Source organism: Streptomyces misionensis, from assembly GCF_007896895.1.
Classification (GTDB): domain Bacteria; phylum Actinomycetota; class Actinomycetes; order Streptomycetales; family Streptomycetaceae; genus Streptomyces; species Streptomyces misionensis_A.
Window position 1 is genome coordinate 47491 of record NZ_VOGW01000113.1, and the last position, 16410, is coordinate 63900.

General features: G+C 66.7%; 14 protein-coding genes and 3 pseudogenes. 7 read left to right on the forward strand and 10 right to left on the reverse strand.

Annotation, left to right across the window (positions count from 1 at the left end; genetic code table 11):
- Window positions 1-187: 187 nt before the first annotated feature.
- The gene (locus FRZ03_RS19985) at window positions 188-463 is read left to right on the forward strand and encodes a helix-turn-helix domain-containing protein (RefSeq protein WP_146466523.1); all 276 of its coding nucleotides are present in this window, start codon (window positions 188-190) and stop codon (window positions 461-463) included.
- Between the two features lie 360 nt (window positions 464-823).
- On the opposite strand, the gene FRZ03_RS19995 is transcribed toward FRZ03_RS19985, so the two are convergent.
- The 3 genes and pseudogenes from FRZ03_RS19995 to FRZ03_RS40415 all read right to left on the reverse strand — a co-directional run.
- Window positions 824-1423 carry a transposase gene (locus FRZ03_RS19995; RefSeq protein ID WP_261399264.1) on the reverse strand — a complete coding sequence of 200 codons (600 nt, stop codon included), beginning with the start codon at window positions 1421-1423 and terminating at the stop codon, window positions 824-826.
- Between the two features lie 424 nt (window positions 1424-1847).
- A pseudogene (locus FRZ03_RS20000) lies at window positions 1848-2163 on the reverse strand (SDR family NAD(P)-dependent oxidoreductase); the annotation flags it as partial.
- Window positions 2160-2355 (reverse strand): annotated as a pseudogene (locus tag FRZ03_RS40415) (fumarylacetoacetate hydrolase family protein); the annotation flags it as partial. The pseudogenes FRZ03_RS40415 and FRZ03_RS20000, both read right to left, overlap by 4 nt.
- Window positions 2356-2517: 162 nt before the next feature.
- On the opposite strand from FRZ03_RS40415, the gene FRZ03_RS20010 reads away from it, so the two are divergent.
- The 3 genes from FRZ03_RS20010 (at window position 2518) to FRZ03_RS20020 (ending at window position 8301) form a co-directional block, all read left to right on the forward strand.
- Window positions 2518-2916 carry an effector-associated constant component EACC1 gene (locus tag FRZ03_RS20010; protein ID WP_261399265.1) on the forward strand — a complete coding sequence of 133 codons (399 nt, stop codon included), beginning with the start codon at window positions 2518-2520 and terminating at the stop codon, window positions 2914-2916.
- A 6-nt stretch (window positions 2917-2922) separates the two neighbouring features.
- The gene (locus FRZ03_RS20015) at window positions 2923-6795 is read left to right on the forward strand and encodes a caspase, EACC1-associated type (protein WP_146466526.1); all 3873 of its coding nucleotides are present in this window, start codon (window positions 2923-2925) and stop codon (window positions 6793-6795) included.
- Between the two features lie 66 nt (window positions 6796-6861).
- On the forward strand, window positions 6862-8301 hold the full coding sequence (locus tag FRZ03_RS20020) for a hypothetical protein (RefSeq protein ID WP_146466527.1): 1440 nt from the start codon (window positions 6862-6864) through the stop codon (window positions 8299-8301).
- A gap of 153 nt (window positions 8302-8454) precedes the next feature.
- Here the strand turns inward: FRZ03_RS20020 and FRZ03_RS20025 are convergent, their stop codons facing one another.
- Genes FRZ03_RS20025 through FRZ03_RS20045 form a run of 5 tightly spaced genes read right to left on the reverse strand, consistent with a single transcriptional unit; the run spans window position 8455 to window position 12164 of the window.
- Window positions 8455-9423, reverse strand: coding sequence for an S-4TM family putative pore-forming effector (locus FRZ03_RS20025; RefSeq protein ID WP_146466528.1), 969 nt, complete (start codon window positions 9421-9423; stop codon window positions 8455-8457).
- Window positions 9420-10286 (reverse strand): CBASS oligonucleotide cyclase, encoded by an 867-nt coding sequence (locus FRZ03_RS20030; protein ID WP_146466529.1) that lies wholly within the window; start codon window positions 10284-10286, stop codon window positions 9420-9422. The genes FRZ03_RS20025 and FRZ03_RS20030 overlap by 4 nt, the downstream gene beginning before the upstream one ends.
- Before the next feature lie 24 nt (window positions 10287-10310).
- Complete coding sequence (locus tag FRZ03_RS20035) at window positions 10311-10814, reverse strand: hypothetical protein (protein WP_146466530.1); 504 nt, start codon at window positions 10812-10814, stop codon at window positions 10311-10313.
- Entirely contained in the window at window positions 10811-11257 is a 447-nt protein-coding gene (locus FRZ03_RS20040) for a hypothetical protein (protein WP_146466531.1), read from the reverse strand. The genes FRZ03_RS20035 and FRZ03_RS20040 overlap by 4 nt, the downstream gene beginning before the upstream one ends.
- Window positions 11258-11276: 19 nt before the next feature.
- A complete protein-coding gene (locus FRZ03_RS20045; RefSeq protein WP_222443396.1) occupies window positions 11277-12164 on the reverse strand; it encodes an AAA family ATPase in 888 nt (295 codons plus the stop codon).
- 261 nt (window positions 12165-12425) lie between these two features.
- Between FRZ03_RS20045 and FRZ03_RS20050 the strand changes: the two genes are divergently transcribed.
- A complete protein-coding gene (locus tag FRZ03_RS20050) occupies window positions 12426-13541 on the forward strand; it encodes an XRE family transcriptional regulator (protein WP_146466533.1) in 1116 nt (371 codons plus the stop codon).
- A gap of 87 nt (window positions 13542-13628) precedes the next feature.
- Window positions 13629-13947 (forward strand): annotated as a pseudogene (locus tag FRZ03_RS20055) (transposase family protein); the annotation flags it as partial.
- 49 nt (window positions 13948-13996) lie between these two features.
- Here FRZ03_RS20055 and FRZ03_RS39220 read toward each other — a convergent pair.
- Entirely contained in the window at window positions 13997-14203 is a 207-nt protein-coding gene (locus FRZ03_RS39220) for a hypothetical protein (RefSeq protein ID WP_186785517.1), read from the reverse strand.
- A 258-nt stretch (window positions 14204-14461) separates the two neighbouring features.
- Between FRZ03_RS39220 and nicT the strand changes: the two genes are divergently transcribed.
- Complete coding sequence (gene nicT / locus FRZ03_RS20060; protein WP_146466534.1) at window positions 14462-15571, forward strand: Nickel transporter NicT; 1110 nt, start codon at window positions 14462-14464, stop codon at window positions 15569-15571.
- A 291-nt stretch (window positions 15572-15862) separates the two neighbouring features.
- Here nicT and FRZ03_RS20065 read toward each other — a convergent pair.
- A partial coding sequence (locus tag FRZ03_RS20065; protein ID WP_261399266.1) for a peptidylprolyl isomerase occupies window positions 15863-16410 on the reverse strand: 548 nt, incomplete at its 5' end.

The window sequence follows — 16410 nt, forward strand, 5'->3', positions numbered from 1 at the left end:
GCCTCTCCGGCATCGTGCCTCACGCTGTCAGAGAGCCGCTCTGCGGCAAGTGAGGCACAACATAGCCACAAATCGCCGGTTAGCCAAACCGGCGATAGCGCGGAGTATGGATGGTCACCGCGATGACGGGCGCATGCGGCGTCCGTGGGCCCGGCACGGGCTACCCGCCAAGACGAAAGAAATCAGAATGTACACACAGACCGAAGAGACTCTGTGCCCTCGCTACAGCCCCGCTCATATTCGCGCCACCTGGGGCGGAACGGGGAGCGTGGAGGATGCCTCAAAGGCGCTGGGATTCTCACGGGCCAAGGGATACGACCTGATCCGCAGCGGGCAGTTTCCGTGCCGTGTGCTACGCATCGGCCGTAAGACGCGTGTTGTCACGGCCTCCCTACTCCGTGTCCTCGAAAGCGGAGATCCCGAGTACAACGATGCCCGCGCCGGATGCCGCCCCACGCCCTGAGTCAGCTTCGACGAGGCTCCGCTTCCTGCGGGGCTTCGTCGTTCCAAGCGCGTCCTCTTACTATTGCGTGCGTCTGGAATACAAGAATCTGATTGCACGTGGACATCGCCCCGTACGTCCAGCTCAGCGACGGCCGCGACGTCATCGTCGACCGGGACAACAACTGCTGGGAGGCGACGGACCCCGAGGGCTCCACGCCTGGATAGGCAATCAGGACGACATCACGGTGGGAACCTGCACAAGGTCGTCCGGCTGCTGAAGTACCTACGCGACCACACTGCCCCTATGACGAAGGTTGCGACTGCACAGGTCTGACCAGGTGGAAGACCTCCCGTGCCGTGTAGCGCTTGAGGTTTCGGACTATCTCGCGCCGGGTCTTGCCACTCCTTGCTGCGGCGTTCCGTAGTAGTCCTGGGTGCACGGGCCGACGCGCAGGCGGGTCTGCACGATCCAGTACAGGGCCGCGTTCGCTCGCCGGTCGCCGCAGCGGTTGAGGCGACGGTACTGCCGACTGCCCGAGGAACGCTCGACAGGGCTGACCCAGCACAGCGCAGCGAAGGACGCCTCACTGCCCAGGAGTTCCGGGTTGTCCCCGATCGCGATCAGCAAAGTGACGGTTGTGTCGGGACCGATGCCCACTATCTCGAGCAGCTGGGGAGCGTGGCGTTCCGCCAGCCGGGTCAGGCAGCCTTCCAGCTCCTGGACCTCTTCGCTGGGCTGCCTGATGCGCCGGGCCAGGAGACCCAGGGTCACGTGGGTAGCGTGGAGCACCGATCCCTCGCCGGCCTCATGGTTCAGGCTGTCGTCGACGAGCCCTGCGCACGTGCGGAAAAGCTCTGCATTGCCCAGCCCGGCCAGTTCCTCCCTCAGCTGCGGATCGGCACGAATGAGGACGGCCTTGAGCTGGTTGATCGCCTGGGTGCGAGCCTTGCCCGCCGAGTCCTTGGCCAGCTTGTACATCCGGGCGATCTCCACCGGCCTATCGCCCGTCTTGGCCTGGGCGCGCGCCCGCCCGCTCAGTGCCGCACGTCATCGGCTCAATCCGCGAGCGCGGCGTACTGCCCTACCTGATCCGGGCATCACCGGACCGGATCTGGCCGAGGCGTTCGGTGCCCGGCTCAGGCGGGAGGTGGTCTTCGACCAGACCCCCGAGGAGTTCCGTACCTCAATGACTCCCCTAATCGGGGAGAGGGCCGCCACTGACATCGCAGGCGCCTCCCAGGCGATGAGCGCCATGCCTGGCCGCTCGATCACGCCGGAGATCTCCGGCCAGAATCTGCTGGGAGTCACCCCCGGACCACAAGCCAGTGGTTAGCCGACATCGGCCCCTGGCGGCAACCGCTGTACGCGACTGCCCAGTTCGCCAAGGCTTGGCAGGTCGCCGGGTGACGTTAACCGCGTGGACCCGGCCATATCCTCGGGGCTTATGTCGTCGATGCGGGCGCGCCAGGTGATGCCGGCGTTGCTGACCAGGCCGTGCACCTGGCCGTACGCCTCCCCCAATTCGGCGGCGAGTTCGGCCCAGTCCTTCTCGCTGGTGACGTCGAGCCGGCGGCAGCCAGGCGTCTCGGTCACATCGGTGGCGATGACCCGGGCGCGCTCCCGGGTCATCGCCTCGCCCTCGGCGCGCCCTGACCGCGGGCCGCGCCGGTGACCACGACAACCTTGCCCAGGAGCCGCTTGTGGTGCAGTTCGCTCAAGGCCGCTCCCGGGGGTGGCGTCGCCCGGTCGGCAGCGGGAGCGGCTCCGGCGACGACCGTATTGGAGATGCTGCCGATGCCCTCGACGGTGAGGGTGACCGTGTCGCCGGGCTTCAGCGGGGGCGGGTCTTGTCGGCCGCGTACGCCTCACAGCTCGGCAAGGCAGCCGTCGTTGCCGCATGGGGCTCGCCCACGCCTTGACGAGAGCGAAGGTTTCCGGTCAACTATCGGCCGTTTTCCGAAAGTGCACGTTTCCCCTCACAACTGCTCCGGTAATTTCCCAGATCTAAAGTCGACGGGTGACGGCGTGGGGGACGCGTGAGCAACGACCGGGACAGCCAAGGTGTGCCACACGTGTTGATCTCTGTGATCGACGACGATCCGTTGAGGGCACGCAGCGACGCCCGCGAACTGCTGGCCGAACTGTCCGGTACGGATCCGACGGCCTCACTTCGCTTGCCCTCGACCGGCCCCTCTGTGAGCTTCGACAAGGGTGGCGACGTCGTGGGAGTCGTCGGTCTGGTACTGAGTGCCGGCTCGTTCGCCGCAGCCTGTGTTCAGGTATGGCTCGCCAAGGTGCCTCAGCGCACGATCATCGCGACCCGCCCCGACGGAGCCACCTTGCAGATCACAGGACGCGAGGCCCGCGAGGACGACGAACGTCTCGAACGGTTCTTGGCCCATCACTCCTTGGCGATAGACACTGCGGCCGACGGCGGAACGGGCCGGGACGACACCTCCGCGGCAGGCTGATCGACGGTGCGCAACAACGACCGATACGCCATGTTGATCGGCGTCTCGACGTACGACAGCGACGATTACCACGATCTTCCGGCGGTGCGCGCCGATCTGCACTATATGAAGGCAGTCCTGCAGAACACGGAGATCGGCCAGTACAACGACTGCGAGATGGTGGCCGAACCGACACGCGCCGAGATGCTGCACGCCATCGAGTCGTTCCTGGAGGAGCGCCAGCAGAGCGAGACCGCGCTGCTGTACTTCAGCGGGCACGGGGAGTTCTGCGAAGCCGACAACCAGCTGTACTTCCTCACCAGGGACAGCGACCGCGCCGATCTGCCCCGCACCGCGGTGTCGGCGGAGTTCCTTGAGCGGACCCTGCAGTCCTGCCGAGCCGCATCCAAGATCGTGCTGCTCGACTGCTGTGCGAGCGGCTCAGTCGTCCAGGGCTGGCGCGCCAAGGGCAGACACGATTTGGATTCGGACGAGGAGGAGCGCAGCACCCTGCTGCGGCCCACCGGTGTCTACTTCATCACTGCCTCCGACGCGCTGCAGCCCGCCTCCGCCATGGCTCCCGAAGGATCGACGCTCGGTACGTCGCGGTTCACCGGCGAAATCGTCGAGGGCCTGCGCAACGGGCGGATCAAGGACAGCGGATGGATATCGCCGGACGACCTCTTCGAATATCTGACCGCGCAGATGGTGCGCAAGGGTCTGCCGAAGGAGCAACGGCCGACCAAGTCCACCATCCGCGCCACCCACACGCTGTACTTCGCCAGGTCCGTTGCGCGCCCGGTTAGTCTCCCCTCTCCGCCCGATGAACCGGCTCCGCCGTCAGCCGCACATGTGAAGGCTCGGGAGCGGGCCGCAGCTGACGCAGACGCCAACGACTGGCAGAGGCTGCTCCGTTACTACGCCCAGTGCCTGAGCGCCCAGGCGGCAGCGAGCATGCTGCCCGATCGCCGGAACGGGCGGAACTCGCAGTACTTCCTTGTGGCCGAGGGGCCCGAGATCGTTCAGTCTGGCCTGGGCTCGGCGCTGCCTGCTCCGGCGGGACTGCCGGGCGCGCACGCCTCGGGCCACAGCACCGCGACGAGCGGGTCAGGGCCGGATGCAGAGCAGCACGAGTACTGGTACGGGTATCCGGCCGTCACCCTCCCCGCCCGCGGCGAAGGTGGCCGACGGACGGACGTAGGCATCGCGCCGCTGCTCCTCCAGCAGATGGAGCTTGCTCCGGACGAGAGGGGGCGGCCCGTACTCCGCCCGAGTGGGGTGCCCTCCCTGCACACTAGAGTGGTCACCGAGCTTCTCTCCGAGGACGAGGCCGCCCAGCTGCTCGCCCGCTGGCAGCCGACCTGGCAGCACGGCAACGACGCCCAGATGCTCAATGCCGTAAGGGAGTTGCTCGTCGCCCTGGGCTTGCCGGAACTCGAACCACTCGATCCCTCTGTTCTCCGCGCGGACTCCGTGAACGAGGCCCTGCGTCCGGGAGCGCACAACGCCGCGGTGATTTTGGCCCCTTCGAGCGTAGAGCGGTTCGCCACCGATGGCCTGGTGGAGAATCTGCTGGCCATCTCCACGCGTACGGACGAGATCCCTGGGACTGCTCTGGATGCCCTGCTCAACGGGGCCGCCCCGGTTCCAGAAGCCGATCCGATACTTGTTGTCGCCGCCGGACCGGCCAACGAGAGCCAGGAACAGGTGGTCGTCTCAGCGATGACGCAGCCCCTGACCGTGGCCACCGGCCCGCCCGGCACCGGAAAGAGCGAGGTCGTCACCTCCGTAGTGGCCACGTGCGTCGCGGCCGGTGAGTCGGTTCTCGTGGCGTCCACCAACAACGAGGCGGTAGATGTCGTTGCCCAGCGGTGTGACGACATCGCTCCCGGACTGCTGATGCGCACCGGCAACGTCAACGCCTTGGTGAAGGAAGCCGAGAAGCTGGAGCGGCTGCTGTCGGATGCGCCTCCTCAGCCCAGCCGCAGCTCGGCGACGGTGGCGGGTGAGCTGCGCAACCTCCGCGCTCGGGCCGCTGTTCTGCGCGACCAGGCCAGCCGGCAGGTCGAAGGCGAGGTGCAACTCGCTGGGGTTCTGCGGCAGCGTGCGGAACTCGCCGAGGAGATCGGACTTCCACTGTCGCTCCTGTCACAGATGTGGGCGACCGGCGACCATTCGGCGCTCGCCCGCTGGGAAGCGCGGGCCCGCAGGGCAGCGGACGCACCGGGCTGGTGGGGACGCTGGCGGCGGAAACGGGCGATGAAGGCGTTCATCTCGGCGGCTACTCCTGAGGCGGCCACGAAACTGCCAGCGTGGGCCGGCGAACGGCCTGTCGCATCGGACCTCCTCGACAAGCTGGCAGACATGGCGGACCTGGAGCGGCAGGCGCGTGAGCTCACGCCTGCCCAGCTCACTCTTGACGAGGAGGCCGTACGTCGGGCTCGCACGGACTGCGCCGCGACACGCGCCGAACTGTCGAGGGAGCTGTGCGCGGCATTGTCGGCGGAGGCGCTCAGCCGCGGGCGCCCTCTGCTGGACCAGCGACTTCAGACGCTGCGCCAGCACAAAGGGACCCAGCGCAGCCAGCTGAACCTGCTACGCCACCTGAAAGGGTGGGCGATCACCACGCACGCCGTGCGCCAGCTGAAGCTGACCGCGAAGCTCTTCGACCTGGTCGTCATCGACGAGGCCAGCCAGTGCTCCATCGCGGCGGTGCTGCCGCTGCTCTTTCGGGCCCGGCGGGCTTTGATCATCGGTGATCCGATGCAGCTCAGTCACATTCCTGGCATCTCGCCGGAGCAGGAGCGCCAGGCTCGTGTCAGGTTGGGCTTGAGCGCGGCCTGGCTGGAGGACCGACGGCTCGCCTATCACGTCCACTCCTCGTATCACGCCGCCGCTCAGAACGGCGAGGCCGCCCTACTCCTCGACGAGCATTACCGCTGCCATCCGGAGATCGCCGACGTCGTCAACAGCCACTGCTACTCCGGCGCACTAGAGATCATGACGGACGTACGTGGGCAGGTACCCGCAGTCGACCTCATGGGCGCCGGGGAAACCGCTCCCGTACTGGCCTGGGCCGACGTGCCTTCCAGCGAGTCGGCGCAGGGGCCTGGCGGAAAGTCGTGGCACAACCCGCCCGAGGCAGCTGCCGTGGCCGGCATCGTGAGGGAACTGCTGCACCACCTGCCAAGAACTGCAACCGTGGGCGTAGTGACCCCCTTCCGCGCGCAGAAGGACGCCCTGGAGCGCATGGTTGGCAGCGACCGAGTGCGAGTGGGCACGGTCCATGCCTTCCAGGGCGGCCAGCGCGACGTCATGGTCCTCAGCCCGGTGGCGACCGTCAACACGCCTCCGAGGACGGCCCACTGGGTGGCGAGCCAGGTCAACCTCTGGAACGTCGCGATCACTCGCGCGAAATCCCAGTTGATCACCGTGGGCAACCATGGCTACTGGCAGCAGCAGACCGGCCTCCCACACCTGCTGTCGGCCCGCTCGGCCCTGTGGAGCCGAGCACGGGCTGTCGACGCACACCAGGCTCCAGCACACGAGCCCGGCCCGCAGCAGGACCCGGGTCGCAGGGACCTGGCCGACACCTTGCAGCAGTTCCTCACCTCGCGAGGCGTCGTCGAGCTGGAACGGGACGCCAAGGTCGGCGGACAGCGGGTGGGCCTACTGTTCACGGCGCCCGAGGGCAATACCGCGGTGCTGATGGACACCGGACCACTTCCCGGCCGTGATCCGGCACGGCACCTGCGCTTGATGCACCAACGAGCCGACCTGCTCATCGGGCTGCCATCCGGCGGCCGGGGCGCGAAGGCCGGCAGCGTCGAGCGAGTTCTCCGTATCCCCGCGTGGCGCATTCTCGCGGGCCCGAACGTACTGGCGCCGCTGTTCGACTGAGTGACCGGTCGGCCGTCCACGGCTGACCGGACATCCGACCTGGGGAGGGCAGTCGTGACGAGGACCATGAAGACCGAAGAGGTCTTGTACAGCCTCCAGCGGCAGGTGACCGTGCCGGTCCATTCCACGCGGGAGCTGGTGGGCAAGGTCGAGGAAGCCGCCGCCGACAAGGAACGTGAGCGCTACGAGGCGTTCCGGAAGCGGCAGGAGGAGGGCAAGACCACATCGGGAGACACCTACGAACCGCTCCGCCGCAAGTCGGGACTGCGCCCGCTCCCCAGCCAGGAACTCGGCCTGACGGTGCGGCTGACGTTCTGGGACGTACTGCACCACCTCGGCCGCGGCCTCGCGCTGTCCCAGCGGGGCGCATCGCGAGGGCTGGCCGAACACTGGGGCAGCCTCAAGTACTGCCAAGCGCTCGTGGGAAACGCCGAGACCTACCTCAGGCTGTCCGAAGAGGGCGAACGGATCGCCATGTACTACAAGGCACTGCAGTCAGAGGAGTTGGGACAAGCCTTTGCCCTGGCCGCCAGTGAGCAGATCCTCGCCCGCCGCTATCCCGACCACAGTGTCTCTATCGTTCGCGCCGACACCGCGCTGCGCGCCGGCTGGACACTGACCAGCCGGGACAAAGCCAAAACCAAGAGCGTCGGCTACCACTACCGCCCGCAGTTCTTCGCCGAAGTCTGGAAGCCAGGCGAGCCCTCACGCGTCTTCCCAATCGCCTGCAAGGGCAACCACAGCGACCGACAAAAGGCATACAAGCAGCTCGCCTCCGCGGCGGTCCATGCCGACGGGGTGCACATCGGAGTATGGAACGAAACTCCAGCCCTGTTGTTCAGCACGGAAATATCCATGACCGATCCGCTCACCGTCCACGCTCTTCACGCCGACGGCTCCGGCGGCTGGTTGCACATCCCGGAAGGCACGCCCGCCACAAACATCGGCCTTCCACTGGAGGACAAGAATCCGAACATCGGCATCTTGAAACCGGGCAAGGGCAAGGACCCTGACTCCTCCGAGCCGGGATGCCAAGTCGGGCCCGATCTCGAATCCTACGAGTGGTTCCAGCGTGCCCTAGCTCGGGTCGGGGCCGCCGGCCTCACAGCCTTCGCCGGCGACGGCGAATCCACCGCCGCACTGCTCAACACACGACAGGGAAGCGAATTCTTCCAGGGCTTCGCCCATGCTTCGGCTGGTAGCGTCCAAGACGCGCGCTACAACCTGTTGGGCGAGAAATTCGAGGGCACGGACCATGTCTTCCGACTCAACGGCGAAAGAGTCCAAGCGTTCTCCGGCGTCGCAAAAGACATACTCAATGCCCTCGTCACAAGGAAAGAGGACGAGCGGCATGCCGATGTGGCCGCCTACCGACAGCGAGTACGCGAGTGGAAGGTGAAGCGCCACGGGACATTCTGGGACCACAAGTGGGGCGGCGTGGTCTCGATCAGCCGAGACGGCACGGTGCTGGCGATGCGGCAGATCCCGCCGTTCGATGACGAGTGATCCGCGCGGTACAAGCACCGGCCAGTGGCCGCGTGTCCGAAGTCGAGCCTTCCGTAACCAGCTCCGGCAACGGTCAGCACACAAGTTGACTCACAGCAGTCAGACCAACAGGAGCATCTCGGCATCGGCACACCGCTCAACTTCGAAGGCCCACTATGTCAGTGGGGGTGTGTTTTCGGCGAGGCGAAGACGGTGGCCTTCTGCGGTGTCGCCGAAGTCGCGTTCGTCGTCGTCACGGAAGCGTTTGTAGAACCACTCGGGTACTCGGGTAGTGTCCAGGCGGGTGCGGAGTACACCGTCCTGCACGTCTCGTGCAACGTTTCGAAGGCGGCGCCATTCGTCGTCGGGGATGGGGCCGGGGCGTCCGTTATGTAGCTCGGTGTTGACGACCTTGGTGAGGCGGTCGCGTTCGTCGGCCACTTTTCGTTGGCCGGACCAGATTTCGTAAGCGATCTGGTAGACGGCCAGGGATGGGACGAAGAAGCTAAGGAGGGTGTCGCCCAGAGTGGCGTCCGCGACCACCAGACCGGCGACGAGGCCGATGGCGGCCCACAGCATCGCGGTAGCGGCGATGAGGTAGCTGTAGCGGCGGCGGAGGCGGGCGTCCCAGGCAAGGTTCTGTTCCTGGGCGATGAACACGTCGTAAGGGTGGTGGACGTCGTTGGTGGGGTCGTACCAGCCGGCGGTGATGCGTTTGTCCTTCGATCCACCTCGGGGGAGCTTGCGCGCGAGACGGCGGACGTCGGGTTCGGGGATGGGATCGCCTGCAACGGTGGCGCGCCACGGCAAGTGGAACAGGGCGACGTCGAACATCTCCTGGAGCAGGGCGCCCTGGCGGGCGGTGTTCCCGGCGAGGCCCTTGAGCAGGAACGCGGAGATCACAAACCAGAAGAACCCGACGATCGAGACGGCTGTCCGGCCGTGGCCGATCAGCGTGATCAGGACACCGGCGGTGGCGAACAGAACGGCTGCGGTGACGCGCACGGCTTCGAGGAACTGGCCGCGTTGGTGGCTTGCCGACGCGGCGCGCTGGAGAAGCAACATGTCGTCGTCGAGCTGCCGCTCGTGAATAGCCCGAGGCGGTATCCCGTGAACGCCGCCGGGGTCTGTGGAGGGGTTCATGGCCTGGTCATCCTGTTCCCGAACAGCTTCTTCCACTCGTCGTAGGCGGCGCGCTCCTGGCCCTCGTCCTCCAGGTCGACCGCCCGCTCTGCGATGGCGCGGGCCTGGGTGAGTGCGTTGGCCGCGGCGAGCTTCTGAGTCGCGTTCATGACGGCATTGACGTCACCGCCCAGGCCGGCGGGGTCAGGCCACTCGTCGCCGATGCGTTCGGCGGCGGTCGCCAAGAACAGCACGATCTCGTCCTGATAGCGCCCGATCGGCGGTTTCACCAGCGACTGGGCCATGACCTCCAGCAGGAAGGAGGGCGACACGGGCTCACCGAGTTCGCGGTTGATGCTTTTGACCATCTTGACGAAGGGCACGTACTTGCCGTCGCAGTCGGCGTTCTTGGCGATGCTCAGCTCGTGGTGGCGCTTGGGGTTGGTCGCGATCCAGTCGCCTGCCGAGGGGTTGGGGATGTAGTAGCCGCCCTCCTCTCGCTTGAAGGCGGGGACCACGTCGATCGACATGACCTCGTCGTCGGGGCCGTAGGGGATGACGACGGCCATGCCGTCGCGGGCGGCAGCGCTCCACTTCTGACGGAGCAGGGTCTCGAGGGCGTTGATCACTTGGATGGGCGCCTGATCGCGGAAGCCGGCCTGGGAGCCGTTGGCGTCGAGGACCACGAAGATATCGATGTCCTTGAGCTTCTTCGTCTTGGTGTCGCGCCGGTAGCTGCCGGTAAGGAAGTCGTCGGCGAGGTCCCAGTGCGACCGGACGAAATCGCGGATGGCCTCGTGCCGTGCCTTCGCAAGGTTCTGCTCGGTCTGGGTGATCTCCAAGTTGTGCTTGAGCTTGGTGAAGGCGTCGTCGATGTGTCCCATAGCGGTGTCTTCCTGCTCGTGGCCTCAGGTGTGGTAGTACCGCATGCCGGTCGAGGCGTGCGGGGCGGAGCCGAGGGTGCCGAAGGTGATGCCGCGCAGGCCGTCGGTGCTCGCCCGCTGGCCGGGGCCCCAACCCGGTTGCGGGGTGCGGGGCCCGTTGAAGGTGCAGAACAGCCGGTAGGTGGTGCCCGCGGGCACCTGGTCGAACTTGGCCCGGAACCGGGCGGCTCGGGCACGGGAGGCGGTGAACTCGGCATTGCCGTCGCCGGCGGTGGTGTAGGACACCGGGAATTCGATCACCGGTGCCACGGCGCCCGAGGGCTGGTGGCATTCCAGGACGACCGTGTCGAGGGAGCCCTCCTCGATCCACGCCTTGATCGCGTCCTCGTTCTGCACCCAGTCGCGACGGAACCGATCCATGTTGATCCCCAGGTCGGCGAGGATGTCGGTGATGGTGCCGAGGATGACGTCTGTCAGGTGCGTAGCGGTGTGGGTCCGCGTGTAGCTGTAGGTGTACGTGGAGGTCATCGCTCGGTCACCGCCCGGCGCAGAGCCTCACGGTCGATCAGCGGACCGGAGCTGGCAGCCTTCGTCTCCGGAGCGGGCGGGACAGCGTCGGACAACCGGGCGTGACCGTCGGCGACTGCCTTCACCTGCTCCTGGAGTGGGGCCGGGGACGGCAGGTGGATCGTGAAATCGTCGGCGCCCGCCGCGCCGGGGACGGGGCTGAGGTTTTCCTCCAACGCCAGCGCCGCCGTGCCGGACACCGTCGTGATCTCGCAGTGCACCTTCCCGGCCACCAGGGTGATCGGGTGCCGCTGCAGATGCCCTGCCGCGATCAGCATCCGCCCGACCGACTCGGCGGCCGACATCGCCTGCACCGCCTCGTCGCGGGACAGCGCGGAGGACTGCGCCACGGTGTCCGCCACGAGGTCCGAGATCACCGCCCAGGTTCCGCTGGCGCTGCGCATGGGCGAGGCCGCCACCTGCCTAGTGCGCCGCACGAGACACCTCCGGCTGGCCCGTCTCCGCGACGGCGTTGCGCACTGCGGCGGCCAGGTCGTCTTCAGTCAGGTTGCCGGGGTCCAGCACCGTGTCCAGTCGCTGAGCCAGGGCTTCGAAGACCACCTTGCGCGTACGGCGGCCGTCCAGTCCGTGAGCCGCCTCGGCGATGCGCTCCATCGCGGAGGAGCGCGCCAGCTCACCCAAGGCGGGGTACTTGTCGGCCAGCATCAGCAGGGTGGAGGCGAGGATCTTCCGCAGCGCCTCCGGCTCGGGAAGCGGGACGAGGATGGCGGCGTCGGAGCGGGAGAGGAACGCCTCGTCCAGGGCGGTGGTGAAGTTGCTGGTCGCGACGAAGAACAGGTGCGGGTGCTTGGCTGCGTTGAGATCCAAGGCAGTGAGCACCGCGTCGGTGGCGCGGTGGACGTCGGCCGGGTTGGCGGCCAGTGACGCCGCCGAGCGGGCGACCGCCATCGACTCGACCTCGTCGAGGATCACCACGGTCGGCACGCCATCCGACGCGAGGCCCGGAACGTACTCGCCGAGCAGCTCGCTGACCCGCTGCTGCGACTGCCCGTGCTCGGCACTCATTAGCCCGTGCGGGTTGATCTCGATCCGCCGGACCGCGCCTCCGCCGACGTAGCGGGCGACCTGCGCCGGCAGACCCCGTGCCAGGGTCGTCTTGCCGGTGCCGGGAGGACCGTACAGCGTGCACAAACCGTGCAATGCCGTCACCGCAAACGGCAGGTCAGGCCGCACAAGCAGCGACAACACCGTCTGGTTGCGCAACCGGTCCTTGATCTCCTCCGGCACCACGATGGCATCCCACAACCCGGCCTCCTCCGAGTCGGCGGTGATCACCTCGTCCGACAGCACACATTCCTGAACCCGCATCCCCTCAACTCCATCCCCCACGCACGGTGGCCACCTCAGATCTGAACATCATCTTCCGAGTTTTAGGTAGAGTACACGACATGGCGGAGATGCAACTCGACACACTTCACTCAGGCGTGTTCCGCTGAAGCCGGGTGATTTGACCGCCCGGTAACCAAGGTGTGCCTAAGATGCGGGCGAAGCATTCAAGATCGAGAGTCGTCCGCTGATCGGTGGACGTTGACTGGCGCGGAGACGAGCGACGTGAACGACCCGCAACTGGACCCCGGCGACATCGCGGCCCTGTTCGATCGGGCCAGGCTGCGATTGGCGCGCGAACTCCGTGGACTCACCCAGGTGCAGCTGGCCCGGGAAGTCGGATCCGTCACCGCAGCTTCGATCAGTCAGTTCGAGAACGGACACACCAAGCCCGCCACATCGACGCTTCGCCGGCTTGCGGTCGCTCTGCGGGTACCGCCGTCGTTCTTCGCCGCGCCAGCCCGCCCCCCCGCTCAGGATCAGGTCAGCGGGTTCTTCCGTAGTCTTCGATCCACCTCCCCTCGAGATCGCCAACAAGCGCTCGCCTACGTGCACCTCGCGCGGGAAGTCGCACTTGAGCTCGAAAAATACGTCGCGTTGCCCGACCTCAATCTCCCGCGCGTCCCAATCGACGAAGGACAGCCTCTTCAGTCCGTCGATATCGAACAAGCGGCAGCCCAGGTCCGTGACCACTGGAACGTCCCACGCGGGCCAGTTCAAGATGTCGTGCGACTGCTGGAAATGAATGGAATTATTGTTGTCCGCTTCCGTGTCAGCATCGAAAAAGTTGATGCATTCTGCGTCGACTTCCCCGACAGGCCCGTAGTTGCCCTCGGGGCCGATAAGGGTCTGCGTGACCGTTCCCGCTTCGATGCAGCCCACGAACTTGGCCACCTGGTCTTGCATAGCGTCGCGGGAAAAATTGGCGACAAGGTTACTGAGAGCCAAGCCCACGAGTTCGCCGCCGCCTTCCTTATGCCAGCCGACGACATCAGGTCCGAACTTCCGGAGCGGCTCGACTGGCCCGCATTTCTCCGCTTGAAGGCAAAATGGCACGTCTCGCTAGCCGCCCTTTTGGTCAGAGCAAAAACGCTCGGCGTCATGAGCGAACACACCTACGCCCAGGGATGGAAAGCGTTGTCCGTCCGAGGATGGAGAAAGGCGGAGCCAGGTCCCCTGGGGAATCCAGAGGCGCCCGTACTCCTGCACCGCGCACTAGAACTCATGGAAACAACGGGTATCTCCTTCACTGATTTCATCAATCGTTCCGGCCTTCCGGAAGCCGACGTTCGAACCCTGCTCAGTCGGGATATCGGCGAACGACCCCGCGTGGAGTTCTGAGCTACCTCACCGGGCCACTCACCCCAGCGCTATCGATGCAGAAGTGGTGGTCGTCCCAACGTCGACGTGGTTCGACGAGCCCGACTCGGTCGGCGTTACGACCTCGGTCTGACCGCTGCCCGCACCCACCGGATCATCCGTATCTGCGAGCGCCGGGGCGTCCGCATCCTGGCCGACCTCGCTCACCTGGGTGGCGTGCCCTTGGGTGAGCACTCGCATCAAACGCCGGCCCCTGCAGGAAACTCACCCTCACCGAGAAGCCCGTCAACCGGGCCCTGGCCACAGCCCGGACACCAGTCGAGCGCAGCGTCGCGCGCCTGAAGTCCTGGCGGATCTTCCGCAGATCCCGATGCAGTGCAACCGCATGACATCAACCGCAAATACTGTCCTGACCCTGGAACGGCAACACTGCAAGGAGACACGGCGTGATGCAGGGCCCGGCCAGCCAGACACCATCATCCGTTCGCCTCGAAGAGCTGCTCCCCGGCAGTGCCGAAGTAGCCTCCAAAGGCGGTGGGCTTTGCGGGGGTGAAGGACAAGTCCTGGTTGGTCGCGAAGAGTTCCCGGGGCGGATGCTGCGCGCCGGCCGTAAGACACATGTCGTCACCGCGTCCTTGCTTCGGGTGCTCGCGAGAGGAGAACCCGAGTGCAATGGTGCCCACGACGGACACTGAATCCCACCTACTCAGAAGCCCCGCGGACCGCGCCTGCGGGGCTTCTCGTCGCACGCCGCTCTCACACAGCCCCTATGAGCGGGTTCCTGACTATGGCCGTCTGACCAGGGGAAGACCCCCCGTGCCGCGTAGCGATTGCCACTGGCCTCGCGGCCGGGAAGGCAGGGGCGGGCGCGATGACCCGTCAGCCAGGAGACCGGCCACGGCAGCACGAAGCTGATCCACGAGGTGCTGGAGCGTAACCGTATGACCATGCCCGAAGGCGTGCCCGAAACCGCCGCTTCCCCTTCCTTCCGCTGGCGGCGCGAGGACACCGTCCGAACCGCGGGCCTCCTGGCCGTGATCGTCGCCCTGCACGTGGTCGCCTTCGGGATCCTGTTCCTGCTCGTGGTGCCGCGCCACTACGAGGTCGGCACCAAGGCGTTCGGGGTCGGGCTGGGCATCACGGCCTACACCCTGGGCATGCGGCACGCGTTCGACGCCGACCACATCCCCGCGATCGACAACACCACCCGCAAGCTGATGGCCGACGGCAAGCGGCCGGTGTCGGTGGGCTTCTGGTTCGCGCTCGGCCACTCCAGCGTGGTCATCGCCATGGCCGCGCTGGTCGCCGGCGGCGCAAAGCTCGCCGGCACCCTGATGCACGACGGCTCACGGACCCACCAGGTCCTCGGCACCCTGGGCACCACGGTCTCCGGCAGCTTCCTTTACCTGATCGCCGCCCTCAACCTCGTGGCCCTGTTCGGCATCGCCCGCGTCTTCAAAGCCATGCGCGCCGGAAAGTACGACGAGGCCGAGTTGGAGGCGCACCTGGACTCGCGCGGCTTCATGAACCGCCTCCTGGGCCGGCTCACCAAGGCCATCCGCCGCCCCGGCCAGATGTTCCCCCTCGGCTTCCTCTTCGGCATCGGCTTTGACACCACGACCGAGGTACTGCTCCTCGCCCTGGCCGGCAACGGCGCCGCCGCCGGCCTCTCCTGGTACGCGATCCTGTGCCTGCCCCTGCTGTTCGCCGCCGGCATGAGCCTCTTCGACACCCTCGACGGCACCTTCATGAACTTCGCCTACCAATGGGCCTTCTCCAAGCCCGTCCGCAAGGTGTTCTACAACCTCACCATCACCGGCCTGTCCATCGCGGTCGCCTTCTTCGTCGGCACCATCGAGCTGGTCGGTGTCCTGCACGACAAACTGGGCCTGAGCGACGAGGTCTCCGGCTGGATCGCGGGCTTGGACCTGGACAATGTCGGCTACGTCATCGTCGGCCTGTTCGTCGTTGTCTGGGCCGTCGCGATCGCCTACTGGCGCCTGGCCAAGGTCGAGGAGCGCTGGAGCACCCGCACCGCAGACACCGGCTGACGACGCCAGAGCTGCACCCGCAAATCCCCCTGCCGCTGCACCTCGAAGTGACCGCGCACGACCTTTGAGAAGGCGGACCATACCTCATCAAAGCCGCGCTCGAAGGCACCATGCCCACGGCGTGCCCTACTTCCCCACCGGCTGGTGCCGTCGTCGACCGGGAACTGATGACCTGGTCACCTTCTACGACAGCATCGGCGACGTCACCTGGGTGGACATGGGCAACGGCTCTTTCACATCACCGTGAGACCAGGCATGTGGCTGGACCTACGGTGACCGCACCACAGTTCATCAGGGCCGACAGGACGACCGGACGCTGAGCAACTCGGTCCGCAGCACGGGCATGCCGTCGACAGGCGCCGGGTCCTGCGAAGTTGGCTCGATACCACCAGCAGCGATCTCGTCGAGTGTCTTCAGGCCGGCGGCGCCGACCGTGCCGAACACCGTGTAGTTCGGCCGCAGGGCGGAGTCGCCGTAGACGACGAAGAACTGCGACCCGTTCGTGTTCGGCCCGGCGTTGGCCATCGCCAGCAGACCGCGCCCGTAAAGGCGACGGGCGCCGGTCGGATCGCTCGGTGCCGGCGGCAGGTCCACCGGCAGCTCGTCCTTGTACGCGTACCCCGGTCCGCCCTCGCCGGTGCCGGTCGGGTCGCCGCACTGCAGGACTTTCAGCGTCGGGTACGCCGTCAGCCGGTGGCACACCGTACGGTCGTAGAACCGGTGCCGCGCCAGGTGCAGGAAGCTCTGGACCGTGCACGGCGCCTCGGCCCGGTCCAGCCGCAGCGGCAGCGGGCCCTGGCTGGTCGGGACGGCCATGTCGACCGTGCTGTGACGGGGGG